Raw genomic sequence first — 14,637 nt, forward strand, 5'->3', positions numbered from 1 at the left:
AGCACGACACTATGCGACAAGTTTAAACCGTATATTCAACGATAAAATTGAAGCAATGAATCCAAGTGACAGCACCACCCAACTCGAAAGGGTCGGTTGGCCATTCGGCGACGCCGAGGGGCCGGGCAACGCGGTGACGTCGTTCCTCAACTCACTGACTGCCAGGCCGCAGGTGTTCGGGCTGGGCGAGCCGACGCACGGCCTGGACGAGTTACCGCGACTGCGCAACCGCATCATCGAGCACCTGGTTGAGCATGAGGGCTACCGGTCCGTCGCGCTGGAGAGTGACTGTCTGGCCGGATTGATCGTCGACGACTTCATCAGCGGCGCAACCGATTCCCTTGACGGCACGATGCGCGCCGGTTTCAGCCACGGATTCGGTGAATCCGCCGCGAACCGGGAACTCGTCGCGTGGATGGCCGAGCAGAACCGCTCCCGCGACCCGGGAGACCGATTGCGGTTCTACGGGTTCGACGCCCCGACCGAGATGATGTACGCCAGCAGTCCTCGGGCCGCGTTGATCGCGCTGCATGACTACCTCGCCACGCACCTGGACGCGGTAACGCACGGACGCGACACCATCGCGGCGCTCGTGGGCGACGACGACCGGTGGACCAACCCGGCGGCGGCGATGGACCCGACCCAATCGGTCGGCGCATCCGATGAGGTGATCCGGCTCCGGGTCATCGCGGACGACCTTGGCGCACAGCTTCTTTCAGAGACTCCCCGGCTTGTCACCGCGACGTCACAGGACGACTGGTGGCGCGCCACGCTGTGGGCTCGCGCGGCGTCGGGGTTGCTTCGCTATCACGCAGGTATGGCCGACACCGCGCCGAACCGAGTGGGGCGGCTGATGGCGTTGCGTGATGCGATGATGGCCGAGAACCTTCTCGACATCGCGGCCCGTGAAAGGCAACGCGGCCCGGTCTTGGTGTTCGCTCACAACGGCCATCTGCAGAAAAACCCTGGCCGCTGGCTGCTCGCCGACATGCAGCTCACGTGGTGGACTGCCGGTGCGATCGCTGCCGCTGCGCATCTTGGCGACGAATACGCCACCCTGGCCATCGCGTTCGGTGCGGCACCGGAACGTGGACTCGACGCGCCTTCACCCGAAACGGTGGAGGGAACGCTCGCCGCTTTGCCGGCCACCGGCTACGTTTTTACAGCAGCGGCCCTGGCCAACGCCGTCGGCGATGCTCCGCCGCGCACCGACCAAACACCGCGACAGGGCTACTTTCCGGTGGAGGCCCTGCATCTCGACGGCGTCGACGGAGTGCTGTTCATACGCGAGGTCTAGAACCGGCCGCCGCCGCCGAACATGTCGCCGCCACCGCCTGATCCGCCGAACGATCCCGGGCTGAAGCCGCCGCCACCGAAGCCACCACCGAACCCGCCGCGTAAGACCCCGCCCAGCATGTTTCCGATGAGGATGCCGCCGATCACCGCGCCCATATCGCCGCCGCCGCGACCACCACCGCCGCCGTAGTGGCCCATATACGACTGCTGCGCGGCCTGTACATCAGCATTGGCTGCCGCCTGTGCCTGGTTGGCGAGCATCGCGGCACCGTTGGCATGGGCGATCGCCTCAGACGGGTTGGACTCTCGCTTGGACTCCGCGGCGGCGATGTGCCGGACCGCCTCGGCCAACCGCGTTCGGGCTTCCGGCCCAATGCTGCCCCGGCGGGTGTCGATGAAATCCGACACCGATCGCACGCGGGACCGGGCGGCGAACAACGCCTCGTCCAGCGCGCGGCCCAACCGCTCGGCGGCCTCGCGTTCCTCTTCGACGGCGGCGAGCAACCGGTCGAGATCGGCGTCGGCCGTGGTCAATTGGGTGAAGGCACCGAGTGGATCGGCGGACCCGGTGCCCTGCGCCGCAGCGACGGCCGTCACGGCCGCATCGCGAGCCGAGGCCAGTTCGGCGGCCTGCGGAACGTTGCCCTGCGCCAGCAACGCACCGGCCTGCTTGATGCCGGCCTGGATGTCTTCGATCGCCGAGGGCAGCGTCGCCGCGGCTCGCCGGATGTCGCTGGCCGCACTGTCGACCGCACCAAGCAACGAGCGTGCTTGTCCCAGAGCGGATTCGGCGGCCCGAACGCATTCGACCAGCTCGGTCTGCTGGCCTGCTGTCGGGCGGGTCGCCAACTCGCGGCCGCGAGTGATGTTGTGGTCGGCGAATGCCAGCCGCTCTTTGGCCGCATCCACGTTGTCGGTTACCGAACTCAGTGCCGCAGGGTCGAATTCGTTGTGCAGCGCGGCCAGTTTCTGTTCCGACGGGCCGACCTCGGCGGTGACGTCGACAAGTTGCTGGGTCAGCGCGTCCAGCCGAGACGGCGCGTTGATCACCAGGTCACGTAGTTTCGCAAACGCCTCGGCCTGCGCGTCGAGCTCACGATCGGCCTTGGCTGCTGCGACGACAACGCGTGTCAGCAGGTCGCGTCGTTGGGCCGCCGTCTCGGGGATCGCATCATCTAGCTGCTGGCGAACGTTGAAGGCCTGCCCTAGCGTCAGCTTCGCGTTGTCCACCGCACGGGTGAACGGCTCGGTCTGCTTCTCCCCGAATTCCTCCACCGCCAGCGCCAACTCGTTGGCACTTGTGCGTACCGCGTTGTCGACCTCGACCACCATCGATTTCGACAGGTCGTCCAGACCGTCGAGCGACACCGCGGCGAGCGCCTGCGGATCGGTCGGATCGACGCGGCGCGCGGCGGCGAACTCCGCCTCGCGGCGCTTGCGGCGCCGACGCCGCGTCCACAAGAACAGCAGCAGCACGATGACCGCGATGACGGCCAGCATCGTCAGCATGCCCACCCAGGTGATTCCCACGCCTGAACTGGCCGGTGCATTGAGCCCGTCGGCCGCCGCCACGGCCGCGCCGGCCCAGTCTCCTGTCCGCAGCGCGGGCTCGATGCTCGTACGCCGCACGTCGTCGACTTCGCTCTCGCTGAGCTCGGTCGCACTGTCGGGCACAAGGAAGGCGTACGAACGGTCGACGGTGGCTACCGCCAGCAGCGCGTCGAAATCGCCCAAATCGCTGGCCCGCCTTGTACTTTGAGCCCAGCCCGCAGCGTCCTGACCTGAGAAGGTGTCGACGTAGACCACCCACAGTCGGGTGTTGCGATCGGTGTAGAGCTTGTCGACGGCCTGCAGCACATCGTTCATCTGAGAGCCGCTGAGCGCGTTCGCATCGTCGGTCACATAACTCGGCAGGCGGAACGGCGGCTTGGCCGCCGCGGTCGGCGCCACAAGGACAGCGACGGCGAGTACCGCGAGCACGACACTGAGCAAACGGGCGATGCGCATGGCCCACAATGTAGTACTGGCAGACTGTGCGTCGGTGGCTGCGAAACAAGATCCGTACGACGAGTTCGACCGGCAGCGTCTGGTGGTCGAACCGCCCAAGGGTGCCGCGATACCGGGCACCGACACGGAACATCGCACCGATTTCGCCCGCGACCGGGCGCGAGTGCTTCACAGTGCGGCGCTGCGCCGGCTGGCCGACAAGACGCAGGTGGTCGGACCGCGCCAGAGCGAGACGCCGCGCACCCGGCTGACCCATTCGTTGGAGGTGGCCCAGATCGGCCGCGGCATGGCGATCGGGCTGGGATGTGACCCTGATCTTGTCGACCTGGCCGGCCTGGCCCACGACATCGGTCATCCGCCCTACGGCCACAACGGTGAACGCGCCCTCGACGAGGTGGCCACCGATTACGGCGGTTTCGAGGGCAACGCGCAGAACTTCCGCATCCTGACCCGCCTGGAGCCGAAAGTCCTTGACGCACAAGAACACAGCGCGGGTCTGAACCTGACCCGAGCCGCGCTGGATGCGGTCACCAAGTACCCGTGGCGGCGCGGGGCGAACAAACGCAAGTTCGGGTTTTACGAGGACGACGTCGACGCTGCCGATTGGGTGCGGTCCGGCGCCCCGGAGAACAGGCCGTGCCTGGAGGCCCAGGTGATGGACTGGGCCGACGATGTCGCGTACTCGGTGCATGACGTCGAGGACGGAGTGGTGTCCGGACGCATCGACATGCGTGTACTCGCCGACGACGACGCCGCGGCCGAGTTGGGCCGGCTCGGCGAGACCAGCGGCATGGGCGCCGGTCTGCACGCCGATGACCTGGTGGCCGCGGCCGAGCGGCTGTCGAACCTGCCGGTGGTCGCCGCCGTCGGCAAATACGACGCCACCCTCGCCGCATCCGTTGCGCTGAAGCGGTTGACCAGCGAGTTGGTGGGAAGGTTCGCGTCGGCCGCTATCGCCGCGACGCGCGAAGTCGCCGGCCCCGGACCACTGGTGCGCTACATGTCCGACCTGCGGGTGCCGGAGCTGGTGCGCGCCGAGGTCGCCGTGCTGAAGATCCTGGCGCTGCAGTTCATCATGTCCGACCCGCGCCATCTGGAATTGCAGGCACAGCAGCGCGAACGCATTCACCGGGTCGCTCAGTGGCTGCTGGCCGGCGCCCCCGCGACCCTGGATCCGATCTTCGTCCCGGCGTTCAATTACGCCGCCGACGACGGCGCCCGGCTACGCGTCGTCATCGATCAGATCGCGTCCTACACAGAGGGGCGATTGGAGCGCCTGGAACCCGCTGAAGCGTGATCAGGCCCGTCGCCGGGCGCTCTAGACTGGCCCGGTGGCCGGCCGTATTCCTGATCGCGATATCGCGGCCATTCGCGAGAAAATTCGCATCGAGGACGTCGTCGGCGACTACGTGCAGCTGAGGCGCGCCGGGGCGGATTCGATGAAAGGGCTGTGCCCGTTCCACGACGAGAAGTCGCCGTCGTTTCACGTGCGGCCTAACCACGGTCATTTCCATTGCTTCGGCTGCGGCGAAGGCGGCGACGTCTATGCGTTCCTTCAGAAGATCGAGCACGTCAGTTTCGTTGAGGCCGTCGAGCTGCTGGCCGACCGCGTCGGCTACACCATCACGTACTCCGGCGCGGCCGCCACGAACGTGCAGCGCGATCGCGGCAGCCGCAGCCGGCTGCTGGCCGCCAACGCGGCCGCCCAGGAGTTCTATGCCGCCGCGCTGCAGTCCGAGGAGGCCGCGCCCGCGCGCCAGTATCTTCTTGACCGGAACTTCGACGCCGAAGCGGCGGCGCGCTACGGCTGCGGATTTGCCCCGTCGGGCTGGGAAGCACTGACAAAACACTTGCTGCGCAAGGGGTTTGAGTTCAAGGAGCTCGAGGCCGCGGGGTTGTCACGGGAGGGCCGCCGCGGGCCGATGGACCGTTTCCATCGCCGGCTGCTGTGGCCAATCAGGGCCAGCGGCGGAGAAGTCATCGGCTTCGGGGCCCGCAGGATCTTCGACGACGACCAGATGGAAGCGAAGTACGTCAACACCCCCGAAACGGTCCTGTACAAGAAGTCCTCGGTGCTGTTCGGCCTCGACTTGGCCAAGCGCGACATCGCCAAGGGGCATCAGGCCGTTGTCGTCGAGGGATACACCGACGTGATGGCGATGCACTTGGCGGGGGTGACCACCGCGGTGGCGTCGTGCGGCACCGCCTTCGGCGACGAACACTTGGCGATGCTGCGCCGATTGATGATGGACGACAACTTCTTTCGCGGCGAGCTGATCTACGTGTTCGACGGCGATGCCGCCGGCCGAGCCGCGGCGGTCAAGGCGTTCGAGGGCGAACAGAATCTGGCGGGGCAGTCGTACGTCGCAGTTGCCGACGACGGCATGGACCCGTGTGATCTGCGGCTGAAGTCCGGAGACGGCGCATTGCGCGACCTGGTGGCGCGGCGGACCCCGTTGTTCGAGTTCGCAATTCGCACAGAGCTGGCCGATCACGATCTGGACAGCGCCGAAGGCCGGGTGGCGGCGCTGCGGCGGTGCGTGCCGATGGTCGCGCGGATCAAGGACCCCATGCTGCGCGACGAGTACTCCCGTCGGCTGGCCGGCTGGGTGGGCTGGGCCGATGAGAGCCAGGTGATCAGCAGGGTGCGCGAGGAGGCGCAGAAGCGCGGCCTGCCCGACCGGAGCCGGCGTCGCGTACCGGAGCAGGCCAAGCCAAGGCCGGTCCGCGTTCCGGAGTCCGCGGCTCGCCCCGATCCCGCCGATCCCACGTTGTGGCCGCAGCGCGAGGCGCTCAAATCGGCTCTGCAGTATCCGGCGCTGGCCGGGCCGGTGTTCGACTCGCTGACTGTGGAGAGCTTCACCCATCCCGGTTACGCCGCGGTCCGCGCGTCCATCGCGGCGGCTGGCGGGGCGTCGGTGGGGCTGTCCGGTGGGCAGTGGATCGAGGCGGTGCGTGAACAGGCGGCGTCGGAGCCGGCTGCCAATCTGATCAACGAGCTCGGGGTGGAAGCCATCAACGTCGTCGACGACGACAAACTGCTGCGCTACATCAGCGGTGTGCTGGCTCGTCTGCAGGAAGTGTGGGTCGGCCGGCAGATCGCCGAGGTGAAGTCGAAGCTGCAGCGCATGTCGCCGGTGGAGCAGGGCGACGAGTACCACGCATTATTCGGCGACCTCGTCGCCATGGAAGCCTATCGGCGCAGCCTGCTTGAGCAGGCCAGCGGCGACGACCTTACTGCGTGAAACACCACGACAGGCTATGGTGGGTGGGCTGTCGGGGACCCGTTAGGAGAGCAGCAGGTGGTATCGATGACTAACCGAACTCGGCGATTGGTGGCAGGAGCCTTCGCGGCCGCCGCCGTTGCTGTCCCGCTCTATGCCGCGATGGCGACGGATGCCGCCCCGCAGGTCACCGCGGGACCGCCGTGCCTGGCGTGGTTCGGGAACGCCGAAGACGGCAAGTGCCTGTCCTACTCCAACGGCAATGGCATCAACGTCGGAGCCCCGGGGTACTACGGCGGCAACAGCCCGAACAGTGGCTTCTACACCGGCCCGCTGTTGCCCGGCACGACCATCCGTGAGGGCTTCGGCCCCTAACGCTCGTTTCGAGCTGCCACTTCCGGCTCCAGCACCGATGTGTCGGAGTCGATGGGCGTCAACGTGACCATCGCCGGATCGGGTGAAACCCGGTCGGCGATCTTGCGGCGCCCAGCGTCGATCACGGCCTTGGCTGCCGGACTGCCGGTTACGGCCTTGTATGTCCCAGCGATCTGTTCGTAGCGACGCCGGCCGGCCTTCGTGCCCATCACGTAGCCGACAGCCAATACGACGAGATACCGGATCACGAGGCCCCTCCCAGACGACGGTTCGATGCGTCCATCCTGCCTCACTTGCGCCGGTGCGCGCCGGGTGGCGGCGCATTGGCGACGGGAACCGCACATACGCTAGAGTCATCCCTCGGTCCGCGGCAGAATCTGACGCGGCGCAGCGGTCCCCTGTAGCTCAATTGGCAGAGCATTCGGCTGTTAACCGAAGGGTTGCTGGTTCGAGTCCAGCCGGGGGAGCAAGCTTCTTCTTCAAACGCCCGTTTCGAACGCCAAGCGAAACGCCGAATGAAATTAACGTCGAAAACAATATTTTGCTGTTAACTCCTGGTAGCTTTGCCGCTCACAGCGCATAGCACCGAGGGGGACGACGTTGGCCTGTGGTTACCGCCGCCGTCCTGCGGGGGCCTGCGCGCATTGGCTGCGCGTCGGCGCATTAGCTGCTGGGCTTGGTGCCGCAGTCACCGCCGGCCAGGCGGTCGCCACGGCCTCTCCGGAGACGACGGATTCGACGGCATCCACCAGCACGACAGGGGCGGCCACTACCGACAACGGCGCCGACGATGGCGCAACGACCAGCACCGGCACATCGGGGGCCCCGCCGCCGTCCTCGGCGACAACGTCGACGTCAGCGTCCTCCGTGGGTCCCACCTCGACGGTGTCAGCCCAGCAGAACACCGACGCGACCGTCGGCGAGGGCACCGACAGCGGTGCCGAAGAGGCTCCTGCGACGATGTCCAGCGCCGAAAGCACCGATGCCTCAACCGGATCCGGCGCCGACGACCCAGTGGACGCGATCCCGGAGCTCACCGCGAACACGCCCAGCACCGAGCAAGGCGGCGACTCGTCGCATTCAGACGCGCGCACGCAAATCGGTCACGAGAACAGCGGAGCTGACGTGTCGGCGCAGACGGTGTCGGTGAGGTCGGCCACCGCAGCTACGACGCCGGCAGCCGCCACGACCACTGTCACCGTCGCGACCCCGATTACTGCGGCGGCTGCCGAATCGACGGCGAGAACCATCGCCGTACGCCCGCAGGCGGCCGCGCCGGTGACTGTCGCCAGCATCGTCACCGATGTGCTGACGTGGATTGGGTTGGGGCCCTTGGCAAACGGCCTGCCCGTCCCTGCTGCTCCGGTTTCCTCGCTGGTGGAATCGCTGTGGCTCGCGGTGCGCCAAACCCAGTACGTCCTGAACAACCAACGGCCCGTCGCACAGCCGACCGCGTCTGGCCAAGGCCCCGACGGCGTCATCACCGGGAGCCTCAACGCCACCGACTACGACGACTCCACTCTCACCTACGTGGTGTCGCGCGCACCCGAGCGCGGCACCCTTGTGGTGGATGAGTTCGGGACCTTCACCTACACACCTCATTCCGCGTTGGCGGCCGCCGGCGGTACCGATACCTTCACCATCACCATCGACGACACCGTGGGCAACCCGGCGCACATCCACGGGATCTTCGGACTCATCGGCCTAGCCGGCCCGACCTCGGCAACGGTCACCGTGACCGTCGCACCCGCTGTGGCGACCGCAGGCACCGCATCGCATATCGGCGTCGATCCTGTCGACCTCTCCGACCTGCTCGCGCGGCCGGACGTGGCTGTAAGCCTCAAACCCGACGGGGCCGTCGGATTCCTCGACGGCACGTTCACCGACAAGACCGTCACGACCAAGGCTGACGCGGCAGCGGTGCTCAACGAGATGGCTTACTTGCTCGGTGCGTCCGCTGGCTTCGCGAGCCCGGACAACATCACCGTCCAACGCATCGGCGGGACCGGCGCGACACCCGGCGACGTCGCCGAGACCATCTATCGTGCGCGCGACAGCGTCAACGGGATGCCAGTCCTGGGTAGCGAGGTGATCCTCGTGACCGACTCCGAGGGCACCGTGACGGGTCTGTTCAACAACCACGACGGGCGCATCGCCAGTACCGATTTGACGCCCGATGCGCGTATCGACGACGAAGCCGAAGCCGTCGCGGTGGCCGCGATGGCGTACCTCAGCGAGACGACCGGGCAGTCCGATCGCACGGCCCTTGCCGCGTTCATTGCCTTGTCCACGTTCGATCCCGACCTCGTCGTCTTTGCGCTGGACTCGGGTGCGTCGCCGAGGCTGGCTTGGCGGGTTGTCGTCGACCCAGGGGACGTCTCACAATCGCTGGGACTGAGGGATCCGGAGCCCGGACACATCTATTTCATCTACGCCAACGGCGCAGACGCCGGCACGGTGATCGTGGACACGCCCAACGCGCAGGCCCTGGCCACGACCGCAACCGCGAACGACGTGCTGGGCCAGGCCCGACAGATCAACATTGTTGACACGACCATCTGGTTCGTCTTCCACTACTACGAGCTCGCTGACGTTCCCCGAAACCTCGCGACGTACTGGACGTCGTATCAATTCTTCGGCTGGGGCGCCCCGGTCCTTCCCGGAAGCCTTGTCAGCCAGGGCTGGTTCGGCTGGGACGCCGCGCCGGTCTCTGCACACGCCAACATGGCCGAGGTATACGACTACTACACGAACGTGCTGGGCTTGACCTCGTTCAACGGCAACGGCGCAAGGATCAACGTCAGCGTCGGCTACAACCCGCACGTCACCTGGTCGGATTACTTCACCGGCTACAGCAACGCGTTCTGGTCACCGAGCTTGCAGCAGTTCGTGTTTGGTAATGGCGGCAACCTGCAGGCCGCACTGGACGTCGTCGCGCATGAGTACACCCACGCGGTCGTGAGCTACGCCGTCGGTGACGGCGGATCGGTCCTCGACTACGGGGAGTCCGGTGCACTCAACGAGGCCTTCGCCGACATCTTGGGCAGTTTGATCGAGGGCAAGTCCGGCGCCGGTCGCTGGCTGATGGGCGAGGATTCCGATTTCGCCGGCGGCGCGGTACGCAACCTGGCCGACCCGTCGACGATTACGACGGGGTTGGGGCCGTATCGCGAAACCTACGCCACCCGCTACACCGGTACCGGAGACGACGGCGGTGAGCACCTCAACAGCACCATCTTCAGCCACGCCGCCTACAAGATGATGACCGATCCCGTCACCGGTGACATCTCGGAGCAGACCTGGGCGAGGGTTTTCTACCACGCTCTGTACCGGTTGAGCCCGGGCGCCACGTTCGCCGACGGGCGAGTTGCCGTCCTCGACTCCGCGGACACGATGGGTTTCAGTGCGGTGCAGCTGCAGGCGATTGAGCGCGCGTTCGACGATGTGGGCATCGTCGCCGGGGTAACCGTATTGGTCTGAGACGGCATGGCGCCCGCGCCATTTCGGCAATATGTCTGAAATCGCAAACATTTCTAGTTGCACCGGCAACAGCGTGAAATCTTTTGTGCTGATTGGCCAAATCGCCGTCGGGCAGAGCCCGATAATCGACGCGGCGGCGAATGGTCTGACTGATTTGAGAGCGCTACTGCGCGACTCCTCAGACCGGCCAAGCCTTTCGCGGCCGAAATATTGGTGCGCAGAACGGGGGTTCAAAATGTCGGAGCAGGAAAACAAGGAGCTCATCAAGCGGGGGTACGAAGCCTTCTCCGCGGGGGATCTGGAAACGGTGATGAGTCTGTTCGACGACGACATCGAATGGGTACAGCCTGGCCAGAGCTCAGTCAGCGGCACCTTCCACGGCAAGACCGAAGTCACGGAGCAATTCGGACGATTGGCCGAGAAGGGTCTGACGGTGAGGCTTGACCGACTTGTCGCCGAGGGGGATACGGTTGTGGCGATTACCCAGGTAAGTGCCGGCGGTGAAACCGGCGAGGACGCCGACGTATTCACCATCCGCAACGGCAAGACCGTCCGAGCTGAGATTCACGGTGACACGTCGTTGCTCGAGCGCGTGTACGGCAAGAAGCAGCACGCGACTGGGTGAGAAGTCCAACCAGGTCAGCCCGTCATCTGTTGGTGACGGGCTGACCGCGTTATGTCCTGTGGCTGTCCAACGCCGGACAGCCACACCTGCCACATGCTCAGCGGCGGAGCGCTTAGCCACATATGTGCGTCCGTACGCTCGAATCGTGGCTTCACTGCTTGCGGCGGACACCCGCGTGATCTCGATCGGCCTTCATCCCAGGGCGCTGGACTACAGCACATTGCCGGACGGGGTCGACGAGGCGTCGCTCACCGCGCGGATCGAGCGCGGCAACGCGGCGCTGCGCGAGGCGGGGTACGACGTCGTCCTCTGCCAGGTCGGCACCTCGCCCGACACCGCCGAGCAGCTGATTCGCGACGCCCTTGACGGCGCAACATTCGGGCTGGCGATGATCGGCGGCGGCATCAGGATGCTCCCCGAGCACACCGAGCTCTTCGAACGCATCGTCAACGTCGTGCACGCGGCCTCACCGGGGATCCGGTTGTGCTTCAACACCGCACCGGACAACACCGTCGACGCGCTTGGTCGCTGGATCGCCCCGCGCCCGTAAGCTCAGGCCATGCGACTAACCCGGATGTTCGCAGCGCTGATGACCCTGGGCCTGATCGCAGCCGGTTGTGGCTGGAGCCCGCCGAGCGCGACTCCGCCGAAGGCGTGCGCACCATCCGACGGGCCCAGCGCGCAGACCGTCGAGCAGGCCATCGCCGGGTTAGGCGGCGGCGAATGGATCGAGGTCATGCGCGGATACGCAGGCAACTGCGAATTGCACTGGGCGCATGTAGCCCTGAGTAATACGGGGTCCGAACGGCCGCAGCAGGTGCTCTTCTTCAACCGCAACACCCCGCTGGGACCGGCCACCCCCGAGCCGCGGCCCTACATCAGCGTGACAGCGGCCGGTGATAACACCGCCGCCGTGCAGTACCAGTGGCGGCAGGGCCAGGATCCGGCGTGCTGCCCGACTGGGATCGCCACCGTGCGGTTCATGATCGAGGACGGCAAGCTCAAGGCGCTGGATCCCATCCCGAATTCCTAGTCGCCGCCACGACATCTCGACGGAAAATAATGCGTCGACGCGTCGGTGCTGTGGGGGTTACAGTGTGCTCCGGTCTCAAACAGAGCCAGGGGATGTGAGCCGGAACTGATCGGTTATCACCTGTTGAGTGAGTGGTCGCGGGTTCGAGTCCCGTCTGGCGTTCGGCGCCTGTAGCTCAGTTGGTAGAGCACTTTTCCGGTTGGTGCAAACACGCCCACATCCCGCCGTAACAACTGAATAGCACGCGCGCGGTGATGAGCTCTCACACACTCACATCGACTGCGCAACAACACTATTGCGGCCCGACGTGAGCCGGATGTGGTCGGTTATCCGGCAACTTTGGTTCGAATCCAAGCCCGGCCACAACACACACGCCCACGTCGCTGCCGCACCACACTAAGGAACACACCGTGGATCTACTCCGCTTGATCAGCACACGGCGGACCGCCCAAAGCGAACCGGCCGACCCGCGTCAGGTCACCAATGCCGCGGGCGGCTACACGTTCACGGTGGACGAGCACGCCCGGCTGCACCGGTTCTTGACTCTGGGCACCGATGGCGGAACGTATTACACGAACGCGTTGGAACTCACCCGTGACAATGCCGACGTCGTATTGCGCGCTGCGGCAACCGATCCCGTCGCATTGGTCCGGCAGATCGTCGATGTGTCGACGGCAGGGCGGGCACCGCGGCAGAATCCAGCACTGTTCGCGTTGGCTATCGCGGCCTCCGCCGAGGACGTCGACGGCCGGCGTGCGGCACTCGCCGCGTTGCCAAAGGTCGCTCGTACCGGAACGCATCTGTTCCTGTTCGCCCGCTATGTCGAACAATTCCGTGGCTGGGGTCCGACGCTGCGAAAGGCGGTGGCGCAGTGGTACACCGGGATGCCGGTCGACAAGCTGGCCTATCAGCTGGTCAAGTACCGTCAGCGCGAGGGCTGGAGCCATTACGACCTGCTGCGGCTCGCGAGCCCTAGCGGTGTAACCGATCCGGCGCGCCGGATGGCCTTCAACTGGGCCGCCCGCAAGGGCCTGGCCGACTACCCGGACCGCGAAGCCAGCGCCGGGCAGCCGCCACTGGCGACTGCGGACAATGTGCCGGAATCGCTGGCGCTCATCGCCGATTTCGAAGCGGCGCAGGCGCAGTCGACGACTCAGGGATGGGTCGACATCATCAACCGCGGGCGGGGCCTGTCGTGGGAGATGCTGCCCGATGCGGCGTTGGCGGAGCCACAGGTGTGGCATGCGCTGATCGATCAGGGCCTGCCGCAGACGGCTTTGATGCGGCAGCTGCCTCGGCTGACGCGGCTGGGTGTGTTGGCGGGTGACGCCGGCCGCGTCGTGGCCACGCAGCTGCAGGATCCGCAGCGCCTCATCCGGGCGCGGGTGCACCCCATCAATGTGCTTGTTGCGCAACGCACCTACGCCTCCGGACAATCGGCGCGAGGAGAGGGCACTTGGACCCCGGACCCGCGAATCTGCGACGCGCTGGATGCGGCGTTCTACAACGCATACGGCGCCGTCGAACCGGCGAACCGGCGGACGCTGCTGGCGCTGGACGTATCCGGTTCGATGGGATCGCGGGTGTCCGGGTTGCCGTTGACGTGCCGCGAAGCGTCCGCCGCGCTGGCGATGGTCACCGCCGCGACCGAACCCGATTACCGGATCGTGGGTTTCACCGATGGCGCACGAAACTCGAACTGGGATTTTCGGGCGAACACCGTCCTGACAAAGCTGGACATCAGCCCGCGCCGGCGGCTCGACGACATCTGCCGCTACACGGCTGAACTGCCGATGGGTGGCACCGACTGTGCGCTGCCGATGGTGTGGGCGCTGAAGAGGCGCGCCGTGTTCGACGTGTTCGAAATCATCACGGACAACGAGACGTGGTACGGCTCCATTCATCCGCACCAGGCGCTGCGCGAATACCGGGAAAAGGTGAATCCGCGGGCGCGGTTGGTGGTCGTGTCGATGACCGGCACCCGCAACTCGATCACGGATCCAGCCGATCCGTTGTCGCTGAGCGTTTCAGGGTTCGACTCCGCCGTGCCGCAGTTGATCGCCGATTTCTCCCGCGGAGATCTGTGAACGCTCCGTTCTGTGATCACACGCCGCGCACGCTGCCGCCGTCGATGACGTATTCGGCCCCGGTGATGTAGGCGGCACGGTCGGAGACGAGAAAGGCGACGAGTTCACCGACATCTGCCGGGGTTCCCGGTGCGCCCAGGGGGATTCCGCCGATGGACTCGGCGATTTGTGCTCGCGCCTCGCCGAGCCCGATGCCGTCGATACGGGCAACCTCCTCGACCATCGCGCGCGCCGATTCGGTCTCGATGAACCCTGGGCATACCGCGTTGACACGAACGCCCTTGGGCGCCAATTCGTTCGACAGTGCCTTGCTGTAATTCGTCAATGCCGCCTTGGCCGCGGCGTACGGGACCGTGGTCGGTAGCGGCGCGCGCCGTTGGATCGATGTGACGTGGACAATGGCGCCCGAACCGCGTTCCACCATTCCCGGGATCAGTGCTCGATCCAACCGCACTGCAGCAAGCAGGTTCTGGTCGAGCGCCGATCGCCAGTCCTCGTCGGTGAGTGACG

General features: G+C 66.2%; 14 protein-coding genes and 1 tRNA gene. 10 read left to right on the top strand and 5 right to left on the bottom strand.

All coding sequences use genetic code 11. The features are described 5' to 3' along the window. Window positions 1-55 precede the first annotated feature (55 nt). Complete coding sequence (locus VFH65_RS03105; RefSeq protein ID WP_353319670.1) at window positions 56-1,297, top strand: erythromycin esterase family protein; 1,242 nt, start codon at window positions 56-58, stop codon at window positions 1,295-1,297. On the opposite strand, the gene VFH65_RS03110 is transcribed toward VFH65_RS03105, so the two are convergent. Continuing rightward, a complete protein-coding gene (locus VFH65_RS03110; protein ID WP_353319671.1) occupies window positions 1,294-3,303 on the bottom strand; it encodes a TPM domain-containing protein in 2,010 nt (669 codons plus the stop codon). The genes VFH65_RS03105 and VFH65_RS03110 overlap by 4 nt on opposite strands. Here VFH65_RS03110 and VFH65_RS03115 point away from each other — a divergent pair. The 3 genes from VFH65_RS03115 to VFH65_RS03125 all read left to right on the top strand — a co-directional run bounded on the left by VFH65_RS03115 (window position 3,302) and on the right by VFH65_RS03125 (window position 6,902). Then, window positions 3,302-4,600, top strand: a complete 1,299-nt coding sequence (locus VFH65_RS03115) for a deoxyguanosinetriphosphate triphosphohydrolase (protein ID WP_353319672.1) — start codon at window positions 3,302-3,304, stop codon at window positions 4,598-4,600. The two genes, VFH65_RS03110 and VFH65_RS03115, sit on opposite strands and share 2 nt — an antisense overlap. Before the next feature lie 34 nt (window positions 4,601-4,634). Next, window positions 4,635-6,548 carry a DNA primase gene (gene dnaG / locus VFH65_RS03120; protein WP_353319673.1) on the top strand — a complete coding sequence of 638 codons (1,914 nt, stop codon included), beginning with the start codon at window positions 4,635-4,637 and terminating at the stop codon, window positions 6,546-6,548. Window positions 6,549-6,614: 66 nt separating this feature from the next. After that, window positions 6,615-6,902: a DUF7155 family protein gene (locus tag VFH65_RS03125; protein ID WP_353319674.1), complete on the top strand. Its 288-nt coding sequence runs from the start codon at window positions 6,615-6,617 to the stop codon at window positions 6,900-6,902. Here the strand turns inward: VFH65_RS03125 and VFH65_RS03130 are convergent. Continuing rightward, the gene (locus VFH65_RS03130; RefSeq protein ID WP_353319675.1) at window positions 6,899-7,150 is read right to left on the bottom strand and encodes a hypothetical protein; all 252 of its coding nucleotides are present in this window, start codon (window positions 7,148-7,150) and stop codon (window positions 6,899-6,901) included. The two genes, VFH65_RS03125 and VFH65_RS03130, sit on opposite strands and share 4 nt — an antisense overlap. Window positions 7,151-7,296: 146 nt before the next feature. Between VFH65_RS03130 and VFH65_RS03135 the strand changes: the two genes are divergently transcribed. Next, window positions 7,297-7,369: transfer RNA gene (locus tag VFH65_RS03135), tRNA-Asn, on the top strand. A 144-nt stretch (window positions 7,370-7,513) separates the two neighbouring features. On the opposite strand, the gene VFH65_RS03140 is transcribed toward VFH65_RS03135, so the two are convergent. Beyond that, window positions 7,514-7,996, bottom strand: coding sequence for a hypothetical protein (locus tag VFH65_RS03140; protein ID WP_353319676.1), 483 nt, complete (start codon window positions 7,994-7,996; stop codon window positions 7,514-7,516). Between the two features lie 9 nt (window positions 7,997-8,005). Then, window positions 8,006-8,197, bottom strand: coding sequence for a hypothetical protein (locus VFH65_RS03145; protein ID WP_353319677.1), 192 nt, complete (start codon window positions 8,195-8,197; stop codon window positions 8,006-8,008). On the opposite strand from VFH65_RS03145, the gene VFH65_RS03150 reads away from it, so the two are divergent. From VFH65_RS03150 to VFH65_RS03170, 5 genes are all read left to right on the top strand, one after another. Then, window positions 8,181-10,382: a M4 family metallopeptidase gene (locus tag VFH65_RS03150; RefSeq protein ID WP_353319678.1), complete on the top strand. Its 2,202-nt coding sequence runs from the start codon at window positions 8,181-8,183 to the stop codon at window positions 10,380-10,382. The two genes, VFH65_RS03145 and VFH65_RS03150, sit on opposite strands and share 17 nt — an antisense overlap. A gap of 235 nt (window positions 10,383-10,617) precedes the next feature. Continuing rightward, window positions 10,618-11,007: a nuclear transport factor 2 family protein gene (locus VFH65_RS03155; RefSeq protein ID WP_353319683.1), complete on the top strand. Its 390-nt coding sequence runs from the start codon at window positions 10,618-10,620 to the stop codon at window positions 11,005-11,007. 145 nt (window positions 11,008-11,152) lie between these two features. Beyond that, window positions 11,153-11,557 carry a hypothetical protein gene (locus VFH65_RS03160; RefSeq protein WP_353319679.1) on the top strand — a complete coding sequence of 135 codons (405 nt, stop codon included), beginning with the start codon at window positions 11,153-11,155 and terminating at the stop codon, window positions 11,555-11,557. A gap of 9 nt (window positions 11,558-11,566) precedes the next feature. Beyond that, complete coding sequence (locus VFH65_RS03165; RefSeq protein WP_353319680.1) at window positions 11,567-12,040, top strand: LppP/LprE family lipoprotein; 474 nt, start codon at window positions 11,567-11,569, stop codon at window positions 12,038-12,040. 410 nt (window positions 12,041-12,450) lie between these two features. Then, a complete protein-coding gene (locus tag VFH65_RS03170) occupies window positions 12,451-14,127 on the top strand; it encodes a TROVE domain-containing protein (protein ID WP_353319681.1) in 1,677 nt (558 codons plus the stop codon). A gap of 16 nt (window positions 14,128-14,143) precedes the next feature. Here the strand turns inward: VFH65_RS03170 and VFH65_RS03175 are convergent. Continuing rightward, window positions 14,144-14,637 (bottom strand): oxidoreductase (locus VFH65_RS03175; protein WP_353319682.1); only part of this gene is annotated, 494 nt, incomplete at its 5' end.

The organism is Mycobacterium sp. (assembly GCF_035697385.1).
In the GTDB taxonomy this organism is placed as follows: Bacteria; Actinomycetota; Actinomycetes; order Mycobacteriales; family Mycobacteriaceae; genus Mycobacterium.